We start from the raw sequence: 15,535 nt of genomic DNA on the forward strand, positions 1-15,535 counted from the left end.
GACCGAGTACGGGGACGTACGTACGACGCTGCCTGTGACGGGCCGGGCCTTTCGGCGATCAGCCCTTGAAGCGCGGGAACGCGCTGCGGCCGGCGTACACCGCCGCGTCGTCGAGGATCTCCTCGATGCGCAGCAGCTGGTTGTACTTGGCGACGCGCTCGGAGCGGGCCGGGGCGCCGGTCTTGATCTGGCCGCAGTTGGTGGCGACGGCCAGGTCGGCGATGGTGACGTCCTCGGTCTCGCCGGAGCGGTGGGACATCATGCACTTGAAGCCGTTGCGCTGGGCCAGCTCGACGGCGTCCAGGGTCTCGGTGAGCGAGCCGATCTGGTTGACCTTGACCAGCAGGGCGTTGGCCGCGCCCTCCTCGATGCCGCGGGCGAGGCGCTCGGGGTTGGTGACGAACAGGTCGTCGCCGACGAGCTGGACCTTGTCACCGAGCTTGTCGGTGATGGTCTTCCAGCCCTCCCAGTCGTCCTCGAACAGCGGGTCCTCGATGGAGACGAGCGGGTACGCGTCGACGAGCTCCGCGTAGTACTCGGTCATCTCGGCCGCCGAGCGCTCCTTGCCCTCGAAGGTGTAGACGCCGTCCTTGTAGAACTCGGAGGCGGCGACGTCGAGCGCCAGGGCGATCTGCTCGCCGGGGGTGTAGCCGGCTTCCTTGATGGCTTCGAGGATGAGGTCGAGGGCCTCGCGGTTGGAGCCGAGGTTCGGGGCGAAGCCGCCCTCGTCGCCGAGGCCGGTGGCCAGGCCCTTGCTCTTCAGGACCTTCTTCAGCGTGTGGTAGACCTCGGCGCCCCAGCGCAGGGCCTCGGAGAAGGACTCCGCGCCGATCGGGGCGATCATGAACTCCTGGATGTCCACGTTGGAGTCGGCGTGCGAGCCGCCGTTCAGGATGTTCATCATCGGCACCGGCAGCAGGTGCGCGTTCGGGCCGCCCAGGTAGCGGAACAGCGGCAGGTCGCTGGCCTCGGAGGCGGCGTGGGCGACGGCGAGCGAGACGCCGAGGATGGCGTTGGCGCCGAGGGAGCCCTTGTTGTCGGTGGCGTCCAGGTCGAACATCGCCTGGTCGATCAGGCGCTGCTCGGTGGCGTCATAGCCGACCAGCTCCGGGCCGATCTGCTCGATGACCGCGAGGACGGCCTTCTCCACACCCTTGCCGAGGTAGCGGTTCGAGTCGCCGTCGCGGAGCTCGATGGCCTCGAAGGCGCCCGTGGAGGCGCCGGACGGGACGGCGGCACGGCCGGTGCTGCCGTCGTCGAGGCCGACCTCGACCTCGACCGTGGGGTTGCCTCGGGAGTCCAGGATTTCCCGGGCTACGACGACGTCGATGGACGGCACGAGCATCTCCTTCTTGATGTGACGCGGGTACGCGGGTCGCGTGGACCCGGCGAGGTGCGGGCCGGTGGCTCGCGACATGAGCCTAACCGGCTCCGGGCGATCGGCCACCGGGTCGCCCACCCCATGGACAGAACCGAGAGTAAATTGTTTCCGAACGGAACAAAGCCGGTTGCCGAAAAAACCCCGCCCCGGTGCGTACGGGGGACGACGCACCGGGACGGGGAGCCCGTGGGGACGGGGATGGGCCGCTGCCTACTTCAGGTGCAGCTGCTGGCCCGGGTAGATGAGGTTGGCGTCCTCGACGATGTCCTTGTTCAGCTGGAAGAGCTTCTCCCAGCCGCCCTTGACCTTCTCCTCGGCCGCGATCGTGCTCAGGGTGTCGCCCTTGACGACCTTGTACTCGCCGTCGCCCTTCTTGACCTTCTTGCCGGTCGGGGTGGTGACGGTCTTCTTGGCGGCCGGGCGCTCCTCGGAGCGGGAGGCCGGCTGCTGGGTCTCGCGGGTCTCGGTGCTCTGCTGGCTCTGGCTCTGGCTCTGGCCCTGGCTCTGCGAGGAGCTGCCGGAGTCGCTGGAGCCGCCACCGGTGTAGCCGGCGCTCGACAGGCCCTTGCCGCAGACCGGCCAGGCACCCTTGCCCTGGCCCGCGAGGACCTTCTCGGCGATCTCGATCTGCTGGGCCTTGGTGGCCTGGTCGGCGGTGGAGGCGTACTTCGTGCCGCCGTAGCCGGCCCAGGTGGAGGCGGAGAACTGCAGACCGCCGTAGTAGCCGTTGCCGGTGTTGATGGACCAGTTGCCGCCGGACTCGCACTGGGCGACGGCTTCCCACTCGGAGGCGGTGGCGGCGGAGGCGTTGCCGGCCGCCATCAGCGGGGCGGCGACGGCGGCACCGGTGACACCGGCGATGGCGATGGCGCGAGTGGCCTTGGACGGACGGCGGTGCGTGCCCTTACCGGAAAACAGCATGGAGAGATCCCCTCACCGACGCCTGCGAGGTGAGCTGTCGGGTTCGGGCCGGTTGAGTTGCCCGGCCGCGTCCCTCGCGGGACACGGCTTCACCCCAAGCCCTTCCGGCCAACCGGCCGGTCGGGCACCTACCTTGGGTCCCCCGCTCCTGCCTACGGCGCTTGACGCGACGACTGTTCCCGTGCGGCCGCTGGCAGGATTCGGCGTTGCGGCAGCCGGGGCTCGCGATGACGAGCGGTCACGACCGTAGACAGGTGATCGGCGGAATTTCAAAGACGATCAGGGCTTCTGAGATCTATCTCTCACCGCACTTATACGGGACATACGGCGCGAAACGTGACGCTAACTCACCCGGTTTCGCGGTGACTTAGGCCCTCGTTTCCGCACTGCCCGAAGGGCTACCCCTCGTCCGCTTCGCCCTCCACCGTGAGCGTCTGACCGGGCTGAACGGGGTCCGCGGCGTCGTCGGCGGTCTTCTCGTCCCCCGTGGCCGGCTCCTGCCATCCGCCGTCGACGGGGAGGGAGTCGGCGATGGACCAGGAACTGTCACCGACACCCACGATGTAGGCGCCTTCGGACGCCTCGCCGGCACTCGTGTCGCCGCGCGAGGCGTGCCGGCCCGAGGAACCGCTCTCACGGCCGCCCGCGGAGTCGGCGCTCTCGTCCGCACTGGGGCCGCGGTGACGGCCGGAGCCGGTGTCCGTGCGGTCCGAAGCGTCACCGGCCGACCGGGAGTTGCCGGAGGCGGCACCCCCGGGCGTGGCCGAGGCCGAGCCGTCCGACGTCCGGCCGGAAGGACGGGAGTCGGGCGACTTGTCGGACTTGGCGGAATCGTCCCGCGAAGTCGATGAGCCGTCAGGCGACGCCGAGCCGGACGGAGAAGGCGACGGGGACGTCGTGGACGCGGAAGGCGAGGAAGAGGAAGAGGAAGGGGACTCGGACGATCCCAGCGAGTCGAGCAGACCGGACGAGTTTGCCGGAGCGGATTCACCGGATTCACCGGACGAACCGGACTCCCCGGTCTCTCCCGACGCGCCCTGCTCGAGGCCGGAGAGCAGCCCGCAGGTGCGCCATGCGCCGACCCCCTGGTCGGCGAGGATTCTCTCCGCCACGGATATCTGCTGGGAGCGACTGGCGAGGTCGGCGCTCGGCGCGTAGTCCAGACCACCGTGGTTCTCCCAGTCCTCCTGGGACAGGGCGAGGCCGCCGTAGTAGCCGTTGCCGCTGTTCTGGCTCCAGGCACCACCCGTCTCGCAGTCCGCGACCCGGTCCCAGGTCGTGCCGTCGGCCGCGCTGGCGCCGGAGGCCCCGAGGAGGGGGATCGCGATGGCGGAGCCGGTCACTCCGGCCGCAACGAGGAGTGCCGGAGCCTGGCGGGGGCGGCGGTGCCGACCGTTCCCGGAGAGCATGCGGAGACCTTTCGCGAGACAGCAGTGACCCACGCGGCGCAGGGGTCCCCGGCCGCGCTGATGGGTGAACGTATCGGCACACGATCACTTGTCACAAGTTCATGCCGTGCAGATCACATGAAGATCACAAAGCTGAGGGCGTGTCACTTCGCGATCGGGGTGAACTCCACCGGCAGGGTGCGCAGCCCGCGCATGATGAGCCCGCCGCGCCATCTCAGCTCGGCCGGGTCCACCGCGAGGCGGAGGTCCGGGAGGCGGGTGAGGAGGGCGGCGAGCGCGGTCTGGCCCTCCAGGCGGGCGAGCGGGGCACCGAGGCAGTAGTGGATGCCGTGGCCGTAACCGAGGTGCTGGTTGTCACGGCGCGACAGGTCGAGCACGTCCGGGTCGGCGAACCGCTCCGGGTCCCGGTCCGCGGCGGCCAGGACGACCAGGACCGGGTCGCCCGCGTCGATCCGCTGCCCACCGATGGTGAGCGGCTGCGTGGCGAACCGCCAGGTGGCGAGCTCGACCGGCCCGTCGTAGCGCAGCAGTTCCTCCACGCCGGTCTCCAGCAGGCCGGTCTCCCCGGCGGCGAGGGAGGCCTGCAGGCGAGTGCGCTGCTCGGGGTGGGTGAGCAGGGCGAAGGTGCCGTTGCCGATGAGGTTGACCGTCGTCTCGAAACCGGCGAACAGCAGGATGAAGGCCATGGCCGCGGCCTCGTTCTCGGTGAGGTGCTCGCCGTGGTCGGAGGCGCGGATGAGGCCGGAGATGAGGTCCTCGCCCGGACCGGGCGCGGCGGGGAGCGCCTCCCGCTTGCGGTGGATGAGGTCGGCGAGGTAGCCGCGCATCTTCTTCACGGACCGCGCCACGCCGCCCCGCGGCCCGCCCTGGTGACGGATCATCATGCCCGCCCAGTCCCGGAAGTCGTCCTGGTCCTCGCGGGGGACGCCGAGCAGGTCGCAGATGGCGTAGATGGGCAGCGGAAAGGCGAACTCGTGAATGAGGTCGGCGCTCCCCCTGTCCGCGAACCCGTCGATGAGCCGGTCGGTGAGCTCCTGCACCCGCGGCGCGAACTCGGCGACCCGGCGGGGCGTGAACGCCTTGGACACGAGCCGCCGCAGCCGGGTGTGGTCCGGCGGGTCGATGTTGAGCAGGTGCGTCATCAGCTCGGCCTTGCGCTCCCCGGGGATGCCGGTCTTGCCCTTGGCGTGCGCGGGTTCGTCGTGGTGCGCCGGGTTCTTGGAGAGCCGGGGGTCGGCGAGGGTCTGCTTGGCGTCGGCGTAGCGCGTGACCAGCCAGGCTTCGACGCCGCTCGGGAGCCGTGTCCTGTGGACGGGGCTGTGCTCGCGGAGCCAGGCGTAGGCGGGGTAGGGGTCGCTCGCGAACTCCCAGGTGAACAGGGCGGGGGCGGGAGTGGGGGACGGAGCGGGCGGGCTGGGCTGGGGCTGGTCGGTCACCCTCCGACCGTATCCGGCCCGCTGCCGCTCCCCCGTGCCGGTCCGCTCAGCCCTCGGCCTGTCTGATCGCGTCCCGGTAGGCGCGGGCCGCCGCTCTCAGGGCCGCCTCCGGGTCCACGCCCTCCGCCTCCGCCCGGACGGCCAGGGCCAGGAGGTCGTAGCCGATGCCCTCCACGGGTGGGAGCGGTATGTCCAGGTTCGCCGTGCGGGCGCGGGACGCCAGCTTGGCGGCGAGGGCCAGGCCGGGCTGGCCCAGGGGGATGCCCTCGGTGACCGAGGTGCGCTGTTTCTCCACCGCCTTGGTGCGCAGCCAGTGGGCTTTGACCTCCTCGGGCGTGGTGGCCGTCGCGTCGCCGAAGACGTGCGGGTGGCGGTGGATCAGCTTGGCGACGATGCCGCCGGCCACGTCGTCGACGGAGAACGGCGCCTCGGGGTCCTCCTCCGCGATGCGGGCGTGGAAGACGACCTGGAGGAGGACGTCGCCGAGCTCCTCGCGCAGTTCGTCCCGGTCGCCCTCCTCGATCGCCTCGACGAGCTCGTACGCCTCCTCGATGCCGTACTTGGCCAGGCCCTTGTGGGTCTGCTGGGAGGACCAGGGGCACTCGGTCCGGATCCGGTCCATGACCTGCACGATGTCGAGCAGGCGGGCGCCCGGCAGGTCGTAGGAGGCGGGCAGCAGCTCCAGCTCCGGCATGGCGAGGCGGCCGGTGCCGGCGAGGCGGGCCAGACCGTCGGTCAGGGCCGGCTCGCCCTCGCCCGTCGCCACGACGACCACCGTGCGGCCGCCGGCGCAGGTGTCGACCAGTTCCTGGGCGGTGGGGGACGCCTCCTCGACCGCGATGCCCGCCTCGCGCAGATAGGGCAGCTGCGGATGCGCGCCGTCCGCGCACAGCACCCGGTCGGCCGCGTGCAGGGCCTGCCAGGCGGGCCAGGACAGCAGGCCGGGGGCGACGCGGTGGCTGGTGGTGAGCAGGACGATGCGGCCGGGGGCGGCGGCCGCGCCGGGGGCGGCCTGCCGGGGGCCCTGGGTGGGTTCGGGGCTGTTGGCGTTCACGGTTCGAAGCTATCCCACGGCGCCGACGGCGCCCGAAGTTGTCCACAGGCCCTGCGGGCGGCCGGGGAGTCGTCCGCGGACGGGCTCGGGCCGGGACGCGAGGGAGGCCCGTGCGTGCGGACCCGGGCCGGAGGCCCATGCGTGCGACCCCGGCCGGAGGCCCATGCGTGCGCCCCGGGGCCGAGGCCCATGCGTGAGATACCGGCCGGAGGCCCGTGCACGCGACCGGATCGGAGGCCCCTGGGACGGGGCGGGGTCGGGGCGCGGGGGCTACATGTTCTGTTGCGTCTGCGCCGTCGTCACGTCACGGACCCACGGCGTCTTGGCGTCGGCGCGGCTGCTCTTCTTGACGTCCCAGGTGCCGTACCGCGGGTTGAGGTCGACGTTCAGCTTCTCGGAGGCCTCGGACAGGGCCTTCCAGAACTCCGGGCGGGTGGTGTCCGTGCCTCGCTTCTCGGCGAGCTTCTGGGCCTCCAGCTGCAGGCGGAGGTTCTCCTCCAGGCGCTGCGGCGGGATGCCGTACCGCTGCAGCCAGGTCGTCTCCAGCGCCTCGGCACCGCCGGCCTGCTCCTCCAGGCCGGACCGCATCTCCTGGATCTCCTTGCGGCTGACGCTCACCCCGGCGTCCTCGGCGGCGCGGTGCAGCACCCGGTCGAGGACCATGGTGTGCAGGGTGTCGCGGGTGAGGGTGCCGGTCCTGGCGATGGCCTGCTGGTACTCGGCGTCGTTCTGCACGGCCGCCCGCTGGGCCGCGCGGACCTCGCCGACCCGCTCCTCCAGCTGGGAGACGGTGATCCGCTGCCCGCCGACCACGGCCGCCGCGCCGGGATGCGCGTCGTTGCCGCAGGCGGTGAGCAGGGGCGCCGCGGCGATCGCGGCGGTGAGGAGGAGCGCGGTGCGACGGCGGCGGTGCAAGGAGACCTCCCGAGGAGATTGTGCGGCGGTGCACAAAGTCTTGCGGTGATCGATGGTAGGCAGTGGCCAGGCTCTGGCCAACCCATTCGACCAACGATTCACCGGGACTTCCGGCACCGCCGCGCCAGTTCCGGCACTGCGGTCAGCCGCGGACCTGCCCCAGCCACTGCAGCGTCCTGCGGATCTCCGCGCCGAGGGGGTGGCCGGGGCCGTGGGTGCGCTCCACGTCGTGCAGCAGCCGGGCCAGCGTGTCGTGGGCGGCGCCGCGGTCGCCGAGGGCGAGCAGGAGGTGCCCGATGCGGCGGCGGACGTCGTGCGCGAGTTCGGGGCCGCCGGCGGCGACGTACTGGTTCTCGTAGTACGGCAGCACCGCACGGTACTCGGCGAGCGCCGCCGCCGGTTCACCCAGCTGTTCGAGGCACTGGGCGGCCTCGTAGCGGAAGCGGAGGGCCTGCGGGTCGGCCTGGCCGGCCTCGGCGGCGCGTTCGTCGGCGAGGCGGCGCAGTTCGGGCAGGGCGCGGCGGAACTGGCCGTCGTCCAGGAGCGTGGCGGCGTACTGCTTGCGCAGGGTGCGCACCACCGGGGAGTGCTCGCCGTGCTGCTGCGCCGCGGCGGGCAGGATCGCGCCGAGGATGTCGACGGCCTGGGTGATGCGGCCCTCTCCGAGGAGCCGCTTGACCTCGTCGACGGCGCGGGCGATGTCCGTCTGCCCGGCGGTCTCGGCGACGGGTGCGGCGGGCGGCGCGGGCTGGGGCGCCGGGGTGCGGGCCCGGTCCGGCCAGGGGGCGTGCGGGCGCAGGAAGGGGCGGGTGGGGTCGAGGGCCGCTCCGGTGGGCGTGCCGCGCGCGGGCAGCAGCGGCTCCAGGTGCTGGTAGACCTCCTGCGCGGAGGCCGGCCGGTGCTGCGGGTCCTTGGCGAGCAGCCGCAGGACGAGGGTCTCCAGGACTTCGGGCACCTCGGGCCGCAGGCGGCGCACGGGCAGCGGCGGCTCGTACAGGTGCCGGTGCAGCACGCCGAGGGCCGTGGAGCCGGAGAAGGGCACGTCCCCGCTGAGCAGTTCGTGCAGGACGATGCCGAGGGCGTACAGGTCCGTGTACGGGCCGACCGCGCCGCCCATCGCCTGCTCCGGGGCCATGTAGGCGGGCGAGCCGATGGGGGTGCCGGTGTGGGTGAGGCGGGTGGTGTCGGCCTCCATGACGGAGGCGACGCCGAGGTCCAGCACGGTGACCGTGCCGTCCTGCTTCACCATCACGTTCCGCGGCTTGAGGTCGCGGTGGACGATCGGCACGGCGTGCACGGCGCTGAGCACGGCGCACAGTTGCGCGGCGACCGCGACCGCCCACGGCCAGGGGTACGGGTCGCGCTGCGCGAGGTGACCGGCGAGGTCGGCGCCGTCGATGTGCTGCATGACGAGGAACAGCTCCTCGCCCTCACTGCCCGCGTCGTGCACCGTGACGAGGCCGGGGTGGTCGACCTGCGCGGTCACCCGGCACTCGCGCACGAAACGGCGGCGCAGCTCCTCCGCGTCCTGGCCGGCCACCTTGTCGGGGCGCAGCAGTTTCACCGCCACGCGCCGGTCGAGGCGCTGGTCGTACCCCGTCCAGACCTGGCCCATGCCGCCCTGTCCGAGGAGCGTGGACAGTTCGTAGCGGCCGGCGACGACACGTCCTGCCGTCGCGGTCATCTGCCGCCCTCGCGATCGCCGTCGCGCCGGTCGTCGCCTTCCTGCCGGCGCAGGTAGTCGCTGAGTTCGTCGAGTTCGGCGCGGACCTGGTCGATGCGGGCGGGGGCGGGGCGATGCGGGGCCGGGGGCGGCTGGACGGGAGCCGGGACCCGGGGCGTGGCGTCGTGGGGCACCGGGGTGTGCGGCGTGGGGAGCTGCGGGACGGGCGTGGAGGCCTGCGCGTAGGACGAGCCGGGGTGCGGATAGCCGTACGGGGAGTGGACGGTCGGCGCGTGGGGCGAGGCCGGGTGGCCGGTGAACTGCCGCCGCTCGCCGTGGTGGCCGATGTCCACGATCAGGAAGTAGATGGCGGCACCGAAGCCGAGCAGCAGGATCAGGCCCAGCGCGATGTCCGTCCGGACGTCCTCCTCGGGCAGGGTGCCGACCACCAGGAAGCACGCGATGGACAGGGGCAGGGTCACCCAGGCCAGCACCCAGTCCAGGGCGCGCCCGCGCAGGACGGCCACCCGGAACAGCGGGACGCAGGCCAGCACGCCGCACGTGAGGAAACCGGCTGCGGCGAACAGCACGCGCAGGGAGATGACCGTTGCCGCGCTGCGGGGAGGCGGCGCCGCGCCGTGGCCGTACATGACTGCTCCTGGACCGGTGTGGCCGATGGGGGACGGATGTGCGAGTGACAGAGCCCGTTGGGAGTCCGAGCGTATAGCCCGACAAGGACAACGGGTCACGGGTTGTACCGAACCGTTGTCGTGCTGATCACGGCCTGGTGCCGGTGCGCTGCGAGGTGGAGCGCGGCTACGCGGTGTACGTCGAGCCCAACGTGTGGATGCGGCACTCCTTCTGGGAACGGCTGGGACACGGTCCTGGTGTGGGCCTTCTCGGACCTGCGCCGCGGACTACGCCCCGACACGGTCAGCGCCATCCCCATCTCCGTCGCGCCCCACGCCCAGGGCAGGGGCGCCAAGCGCGAGGTCGTCGCGAACGCCTACAGCGTGCCGTTCACGCTCGCCGTCGAGGGCCGTGGCGAACTGCTCGGCGCTCTCGTCCTCGGCGAACAGGGCGTACTCGGGGAGTTCGGTGGCGATCCGGGGGTAGTGGGCGGCGCCCACGAGGTCCTGGATCACGAACTCCGGCCAGGTGTCCGCCATTCCCACGACCCGCTCCAGCATGTCGGGACGGTCGGCGAGGCTCGATATCCTCGGCTGCGGGATCTTCGGCTGCGTGATCTCCGGCACGGGAGCACCGTAGGAGGATCCGGTGTGCCAGGCATCGGATTACCGCTGCCGTGCCCGCACAAAACGCGCGCGTTCCTCGGCCGGGAGCCGCTCGGTCGCGTACCGCACGGTGATGCGCGGCAGGTCTTTCAGGTGCTGCTCCAGGAACGCCACCAGCAGGGGCGCGTCCCGGCGGCCGATCTCGCGCAGCATCCAGCCGAGCGCCTTGTGGATCAGCGGTTCCGGGTCATGGCACAGGGCGCGCACCAGGCGGAACGTCGGCGCGAAGCGCCCCTGGCGGATCAGCGCCAGGGTGGCTACGACGGCGATCCTGCGGTCCCAGAGCCAGGGCGAGGCGGCCAGCCCGTCCAGGACGTCCTCGGAGGCCTCGGGCCCGTCCGCCAGCCACGGCCCGAGCACAACGTGGGCGGAGGCGTCCACCAGGTCCCAGTTGTCCACGCACCGGGTGCGCGCGAGGTAGAAGTCGACCAGGTCCCGGCGTTCCGCGCCCCGGGCCGTCCGCATCCGCTCGGCCAGCACCAGCACCCCGGCCAACCGCTCCTCGTGCACACGGCTGCGCAGCAGCGCGTCCACGTCCTCCCGGGTCAGCTCCCGGTGTGCCCGGGCCAGCTCACGCACCACCGGCACCCGCACGCCGAGCAGTTCATCGTCTCCCGGCGGCCGCAGCACCCGCAGCTGCTGGATCCTGATGTCCGGCTCGGCCCCGTCCCGCAGCGCGCTCCGCAGGGCCTGCAGCGCATGGGTCGTCATGTCCGGGCACGGTAGCGCAGGGTGGGCGGGCCGCCGCCGTCAGCCGCCGCACTGCCGCAGCATCATCTCCTTGTCGGCGGACGTCACGGGCAGGTCGTACTTGAGGGACACCTGGGCGAAGCGCACCGAGTAGGCGCAGCGGATCCGCCGGTCGGGCGGCAGCCAGGACGCCGGACCCGAGTCTCCCTTCGCGCTGTTGGTCGGCCCGTCCACCGGGACGAGGTTGAGCGGGTCGTTGGCGATGGACTCCCGCTTGTCCTCCGTCCAGCGCGAGGCGCCCATCTGCCAGTCGTAGGACAACGGCATCACGTGGTCTATCTGCACCTTCATCGCACGGGACTTGGTGAACTCGATGACCTTGCCGGTGTACGGGTCGTGCAGCGTCATGGACGTGACGACGCAGTCGGAGCCCTTACGGAAGCGCAGGTCCCGGCCGTCGCGCTTGAGGAGGTCGTTGCGCGTGTCGCAGCCGTTGTGGGAGAAGGGGACGTCGCGTGGCGCCGAGTCCATCCAGGCGTAGCCGAACTCGTCCCGGTCGTAACCCGTCCTGGGGCCGCGGCCCTTCGTGGCCACCTTCTCGATCAGGGCGCGCGCCTTCGCCCTGTCCTCGGTGGAGGTGATCGTCGCCAGCCCCGGCTTGGTGCCGTCCGGGTTGTCCAGCGGGTTCACGGCCCGGGGGTCCCCGGCGGCCGGGGCACCGGATCCGGAGGCTCCGCTGCCGTCCGCCGGAGGGGCCAGGCCCTCGCAGCCCGTCAGCGCCGCACCGGCGAACACCATGGCGACGGCCAGTGCCGCCCCGCCCCTCAGACGCGTCACCCTGCGCCCCTCCCCTGCTTGCCCGTCCCGCCCTCGCGCGGGCGGCCTGTGTCTGGTCCCACGGTAGCGAGGGTGAGGTTCAGACCACACCGGACCCGAAGGGGCATTCCGGGAGCGGGGCCGGAACCGGGCCCGGGGGCCAGGCCCGGCCCCGGCCCGGAGCCAGTACCGGACCAGGCCCGGACCCGCCTGTCAGGAACCCAGGACCGACGTCAGGAACTCCCCCACCCACGCCAGCAGTTCCCGTCCGACCAGCGGCTTGCCGCCGACCTTCGCCGTCTTCGGGCGCGGTACCAGCACCTGGTGCGCCGCCGGCTTGATGACGGCCCCCGGGTACAGCCGCTTGAGCCGCAGCTCCTGCGACTCGCGCAACTCCACCGGCGCGAAGCGGATGTTGGTGCCCTGCAGCACGATCTCGCCGACACCGCACGCCCGGGCGAACATGCGCAGGCCCGCCACGAGCAGCAGGTTCTCCACGGGCTCGGGCAGCTTGCCGTAGCGGTCGACGAGTTCCTCGCGTACGGCCTTGATGTCCTCCTCCGAGTTGGCGGAGGCGATGGCGCGGTAGGCCTGGAGGCGCAGGCGCTCGCCGGGCGCGTAGTCGTGCGGGACGTGCGCGTCGACGGGCAGCTCGATCTTGACCTCGAGCGGCGGCTCCTCCTCGATGTCGCCGGTCTCCAGCTGGCGCCGGTAGTCCGCGACGGCCTCACCGACCATCCGCACGTACAGGTCGAAGCCGACGCCCGCGATGTGGCCGGACTGCTCGCCGCCGAGGAGGTTGCCCGCGCCGCGGATCTCCAGGTCCTTCATGGCGACGTACATGCCGGCCCCCATCTCCGTGTGCTGGGCGATGGTCGCGAGCCGTTCGTGCGCGGTCTCGGTCAGCGGCTTCTCCGGCGGGTAGAGGAAGTAGGCGTAGCCGCGCTCACGGCCACGTCCGACCCGGCCGCGCAGCTGGTGCAGCTGGGACAGACCGAAGTTGTCGCCGCGCTCCACGATCAGGGTGTTGGCGTTGGAGATGTCGATGCCGGACTCCACGATCGTCGTGGACACCAGCACGTCGAACTTCTTCTCCCAGAAGTCGACGACGACCTGCTCCAGCGCCGACTCGGACATCTGGCCGTGCGCGGTGGCGATGCGCGCCTCGGGGACGATCTCGCGCAGGCGGGCGGCGGCCCGGTCGATCGACTCGACGCGGTTGTGGATGTAGAAGACCTGGCCCTCGCGCAGCAGTTCGCGGCGGATGGCGGCGCCGATCTGCTTCTCCTCGTACGGGCCGACGAAGGTCAGCACCGGGTGGCGCTCCTCCGGCGGGGTGGTGATGGTCGACATCTCGCGGATGCCGGTGACCGCCATCTCCAGGGTCCGGGGGATCGGGGTCGCGGACATGGTCAGCACGTCGACGTTGGCGCGCAGCTTCTTCAGCTGCTCCTTGTGCTCGACGCCGAACCGCTGCTCCTCGTCGACGATGACCAGGCCGAGGTCCTTGAACTTCGTCTCGGAGGAGAACAGCCGGTGCGTGCCGATGACGACGTCGACCGAGCCCTCGCGCAGGCCCTCCAGGACGGCCTTGGCCTCGGTGTCGGTCTGGAAGCGGGACAGGGCCTTCACGACCACCGGGAACTGCGCGTACCGCTCGCTGAACGTGCCGAAGTGCTGCTGCACCAGCAGGGTCGTCGGCACGAGCACGGCGACCTGCTTGCCATCCTGCACGGCCTTGAAGGCGGCCCTCACCGCGATCTCGGTCTTGCCGTAGCCGACGTCGCCGCAGATCAGGCGGTCCATGGGGACCGTCTTCTCCATGTCCTCCTTGACCTCGGCGATGGTGGTGAGCTGGTCGGGCGTCTCCGCGTAGGGGAAGGCGTCCTCCAGCTCGCGCTGCCAGGGGGTGTCCGGCCCGAAGGCGTGCCCGGGGGCCGCCATGCGGGCGCTGTACAGCTTGATGAGGTCGGCGGCGATCTCCTTGACGGCCTTCTTGGCGCGGGCCTTCGTCTTCGTCCAGTCGGCGCCGCCCAGGCGGTGCAGGGTGGGGGCCTCGCCGCCGACGTACTTGGTGATCTGCTCCAGCTGGTCGGTGGGGATGTAGAGCCGGTCGCCGGGCTGGCCGCGCTTGGCGGGGGCGTACTCGACGACCAGGTACTCGCGGGTGGCGCCCTGCACGGTGCGCTGCACCATCTCGATGTAGCGGCCCACGCCGTGCTGCTCGTGGACGATGTAGTCGCCCGCCTCCAGGGTGAGCGGGTCGATGGTCTTGCGGCGACGGGCCGGCATACGGGCGCCCTCGCGGCCGGACGCCTTCTGGCCGGAGAGGTCGGTCTCGGTCAGCACCGCGAGTCTGAGGGCCGGGTCGACGAAGCCGTGGTCGATCGAGCCGCACGCCACGTGCACCACGGACGGGGAGATCTCGCCGAGGTCCCCGTCGAGGCGGGCGGCGATTCCCTCGCTGCCGAGCACCTCGACCGTACGGGCGGCGGGGCCGTGGCCCTCGGTGACGAACACCGTCCGCCAGCCGTCGGCGAGCCAGCCCTTGGTGTCGGCGAGGGCCTTGGCGGTGTCCCCGCGGTAGGTCTCCGGGGCGTGCATGCCGAGCTTGAGGGTGTCGGCGTCGCCCGCCGCGTCAGCGCCATGTGTGAACGTCTCGTCGGCGGCGAACGGCGACACCGACCACCACATCATGTCCAGCTCGCGCGCCCGGTCGCGCACGTCCGCGATGGACCACAGGGAGGCCGCGCCGACGTCGATGGGCGCTTCCCCGCCGCCGGCGGTGGCCGCCCAGGAGGCGTGCAGGAACTCCTGCGAGGTGGCGACCAGGTCCGACGCGCGCGTACGCACCCGCTCCGGGTCGCACACGACGGCCATGGACCCCTTGGGCAGCACGTCGAGCAGCAGCTCCATGTCGTCGACCAGGACCGGGGCGAGGGACTCCATGCCCTCCACGGCGATGCCCTCGGCGATCTTGCCGAGGAGTTCGCCCAGCTCGGGGTGCTGTTCGGCCAGGGCCCGGGCACGCGTGCGTACGTCCTCGGTGAGCAGCAGCTCGCGGCAGGGCGGCGCCCACAGGCCGTGCTCGGCGATCTCCAGGGAGCGCTGGTCGGCGACCTTGAAGTAGCGGATCTCCTCGACGTCGTCGCCCCAGAACTCCACGCGCAGGGGGTGTTCCTCGGTGGGCGGGAACACGTCGAGGATGCCGCCGCGCACGGCGAACTCGCCGCGCTTCTCCACCAGCTCCACGCGCGCGTAGGCGGCGGCGGCGAGGGCTTCCACCACCGCGTTCAGATCGGCGCTCTGCCCGGTCCGCAGCGCGACGGGCTCCAGGTCGCCCAGCCCCTTGACCTGCGGCTGGAGCACGGACCGTACGGGCGCGACGACGACGGAGACCGGGCCGGTCTCGGGGTCGTCGGGGCGGGGGTGGGACAGGCGGCGCAGCACGGCCAGGCGGCGGCCGACGGTGTCGCTGCGGGGGCTGAGCCGCTCGTGCGGCAGAGTCTCCCAGGAGGGGTACTCCACGACGCCCTCGGGCGGGAGGAGGGAGCGCAGGGCGGCGGCCAGGTCCTCCGCCTCGCGGCCCGTCGCCGTCACCGCCAGCACCGGGCGGCCCGTGTCCCGGGCCAGGGCGGCCACCGCGAAAGGGCGGGCCGCGGGAGGGCCGACCAGGTCGACGTGCATGCGGTTGCCGTCTGCGGCGGCCCTGATCGCTTCGGCGAGGGCGGCGTCCTTGACGACGGCGTCGAGCAGACCGTGCAGGCTCATGGGGGGTGTTTTCCGTCCAGGGGGTGGGCAACACGACTGGCCCGACGCGCGCCGCGGGCCGGGGGTATCCAGCGTACGACGCCGCGCGGCCCGGCGTCGGGGCCTGTGGACGACGCCCCCGGGTGCGAGGTGCTCGGCCTCGGTGTCCTGGCCCGGCCGGCCTTGCCGCGCGCACAACCGGCGC

The 15,535-nt window shown here is 72.2% G+C and carries 12 protein-coding genes and 1 riboswitch; all 12 genes read right to left on the minus strand.

What is annotated here, in order from left to right:
• Nucleotides 1-58: 58 nt before the first annotated feature.
• The 12 genes from eno to mfd all read right to left on the minus strand — a co-directional run bounded on the left by eno (nt 59) and on the right by mfd (nt 15,351).
• Nucleotides 59-1,339 carry a phosphopyruvate hydratase gene (gene eno, locus ABTZ58_RS22185; RefSeq protein ID WP_094053598.1) on the minus strand — a complete coding sequence of 427 codons (1,281 nt, stop codon included), beginning with the start codon at nt 1,337-1,339 and terminating at the stop codon, nt 59-61.
• Nucleotides 1,340-1,591: 252 nt separating this feature from the next.
• On the minus strand, nt 1,592-2,302 hold the full coding sequence (locus ABTZ58_RS22190) for a transglycosylase family protein (RefSeq protein WP_351359251.1): 711 nt from the start codon (nt 2,300-2,302) through the stop codon (nt 1,592-1,594).
• 4 nt (nt 2,303-2,306) lie between these two features.
• A riboswitch (cyclic di-AMP (ydaO/yuaA leader) is annotated at nt 2,307-2,472 on the minus strand.
• Between the two features lie 228 nt (nt 2,473-2,700).
• The gene (locus tag ABTZ58_RS22195) at nt 2,701-3,711 is read right to left on the minus strand and encodes a transglycosylase family protein (RefSeq protein ID WP_351359254.1); all 1,011 of its coding nucleotides are present in this window, start codon (nt 3,709-3,711) and stop codon (nt 2,701-2,703) included.
• A gap of 143 nt (nt 3,712-3,854) precedes the next feature.
• Entirely contained in the window at nt 3,855-5,147 is a 1,293-nt protein-coding gene (locus ABTZ58_RS22200) for a cytochrome P450 family protein (RefSeq protein WP_351359257.1), read from the minus strand.
• A 46-nt stretch (nt 5,148-5,193) separates the two neighbouring features.
• On the minus strand, nt 5,194-6,201 hold the full coding sequence (locus ABTZ58_RS22205; protein WP_351359259.1) for a nucleoside triphosphate pyrophosphohydrolase: 1,008 nt from the start codon (nt 6,199-6,201) through the stop codon (nt 5,194-5,196).
• A 270-nt stretch (nt 6,202-6,471) separates the two neighbouring features.
• Nucleotides 6,472-7,116: a SurA N-terminal domain-containing protein gene (locus ABTZ58_RS22210; protein WP_351359262.1), complete on the minus strand. Its 645-nt coding sequence runs from the start codon at nt 7,114-7,116 to the stop codon at nt 6,472-6,474.
• A 142-nt stretch (nt 7,117-7,258) separates the two neighbouring features.
• Nucleotides 7,259-8,800 carry a serine/threonine-protein kinase gene (locus ABTZ58_RS22215; protein WP_351359265.1) on the minus strand — a complete coding sequence of 514 codons (1,542 nt, stop codon included), beginning with the start codon at nt 8,798-8,800 and terminating at the stop codon, nt 7,259-7,261.
• The gene (locus tag ABTZ58_RS22220) at nt 8,797-9,429 is read right to left on the minus strand and encodes a hypothetical protein (protein ID WP_351359268.1); all 633 of its coding nucleotides are present in this window, start codon (nt 9,427-9,429) and stop codon (nt 8,797-8,799) included. The genes ABTZ58_RS22215 and ABTZ58_RS22220 overlap by 4 nt, the downstream gene beginning before the upstream one ends.
• Before the next feature lie 267 nt (nt 9,430-9,696).
• Nucleotides 9,697-10,035: a hypothetical protein gene (locus ABTZ58_RS40240; RefSeq protein ID WP_502996113.1), complete on the minus strand. Its 339-nt coding sequence runs from the start codon at nt 10,033-10,035 to the stop codon at nt 9,697-9,699.
• A 39-nt stretch (nt 10,036-10,074) separates the two neighbouring features.
• Complete coding sequence (locus tag ABTZ58_RS22230; protein ID WP_351359271.1) at nt 10,075-10,785, minus strand: DNA alkylation repair protein; 711 nt, start codon at nt 10,783-10,785, stop codon at nt 10,075-10,077.
• A 39-nt stretch (nt 10,786-10,824) separates the two neighbouring features.
• Nucleotides 10,825-11,601, minus strand: a complete 777-nt coding sequence (locus ABTZ58_RS22235; RefSeq protein WP_502996114.1) for an HNH endonuclease family protein — start codon at nt 11,599-11,601, stop codon at nt 10,825-10,827.
• Nucleotides 11,602-11,793: 192 nt separating this feature from the next.
• Nucleotides 11,794-15,351, minus strand: a complete 3,558-nt coding sequence (mfd, locus tag ABTZ58_RS22240) for a transcription-repair coupling factor (RefSeq protein WP_351359273.1) — start codon at nt 15,349-15,351, stop codon at nt 11,794-11,796.
• Between the last annotated feature and the right edge of the window lie 184 nt (nt 15,352-15,535).

This window comes from Streptomyces sp. NPDC094143 (assembly GCF_040303825.1).
Classification (GTDB): Bacteria; Actinomycetota; Actinomycetes; order Streptomycetales; family Streptomycetaceae; genus Streptomyces.

Bases quoted from the DNA above. Each gene is read 5' to 3' on its own strand.
- ABTZ58_RS22190 (WP_351359251.1), bottom strand. From the start codon at position 2,302: ATGCTGTTTTCCGGTAAGGGCACGCACCGCCGTCCGTCCAAGGCCACT.
- ABTZ58_RS22195 (WP_351359254.1), bottom strand. From the start codon at position 3,711: ATGCTCTCCGGGAACGGTCGGCACCGCCGCCCCCGCCAGGCTCCGGCA.
- ABTZ58_RS22215 (WP_351359265.1), bottom strand. From the start codon at position 8,800: ATGACCGCGACGGCAGGACGTGTCGTCGCCGGCCGCTACGAACTGTCC.
- ABTZ58_RS22220 (WP_351359268.1), bottom strand. From the start codon at position 9,429: ATGTACGGCCACGGCGCGGCGCCGCCTCCCCGCAGCGCGGCAACGGTC.
- ABTZ58_RS22230 (WP_351359271.1), bottom strand. From the start codon at position 10,785: ATGACGACCCATGCGCTGCAGGCCCTGCGGAGCGCGCTGCGGGACGGG.
- mfd (WP_351359273.1), bottom strand. From the start codon at position 15,351: ATGAGCCTGCACGGTCTGCTCGACGCCGTCGTCAAGGACGCCGCCCTC.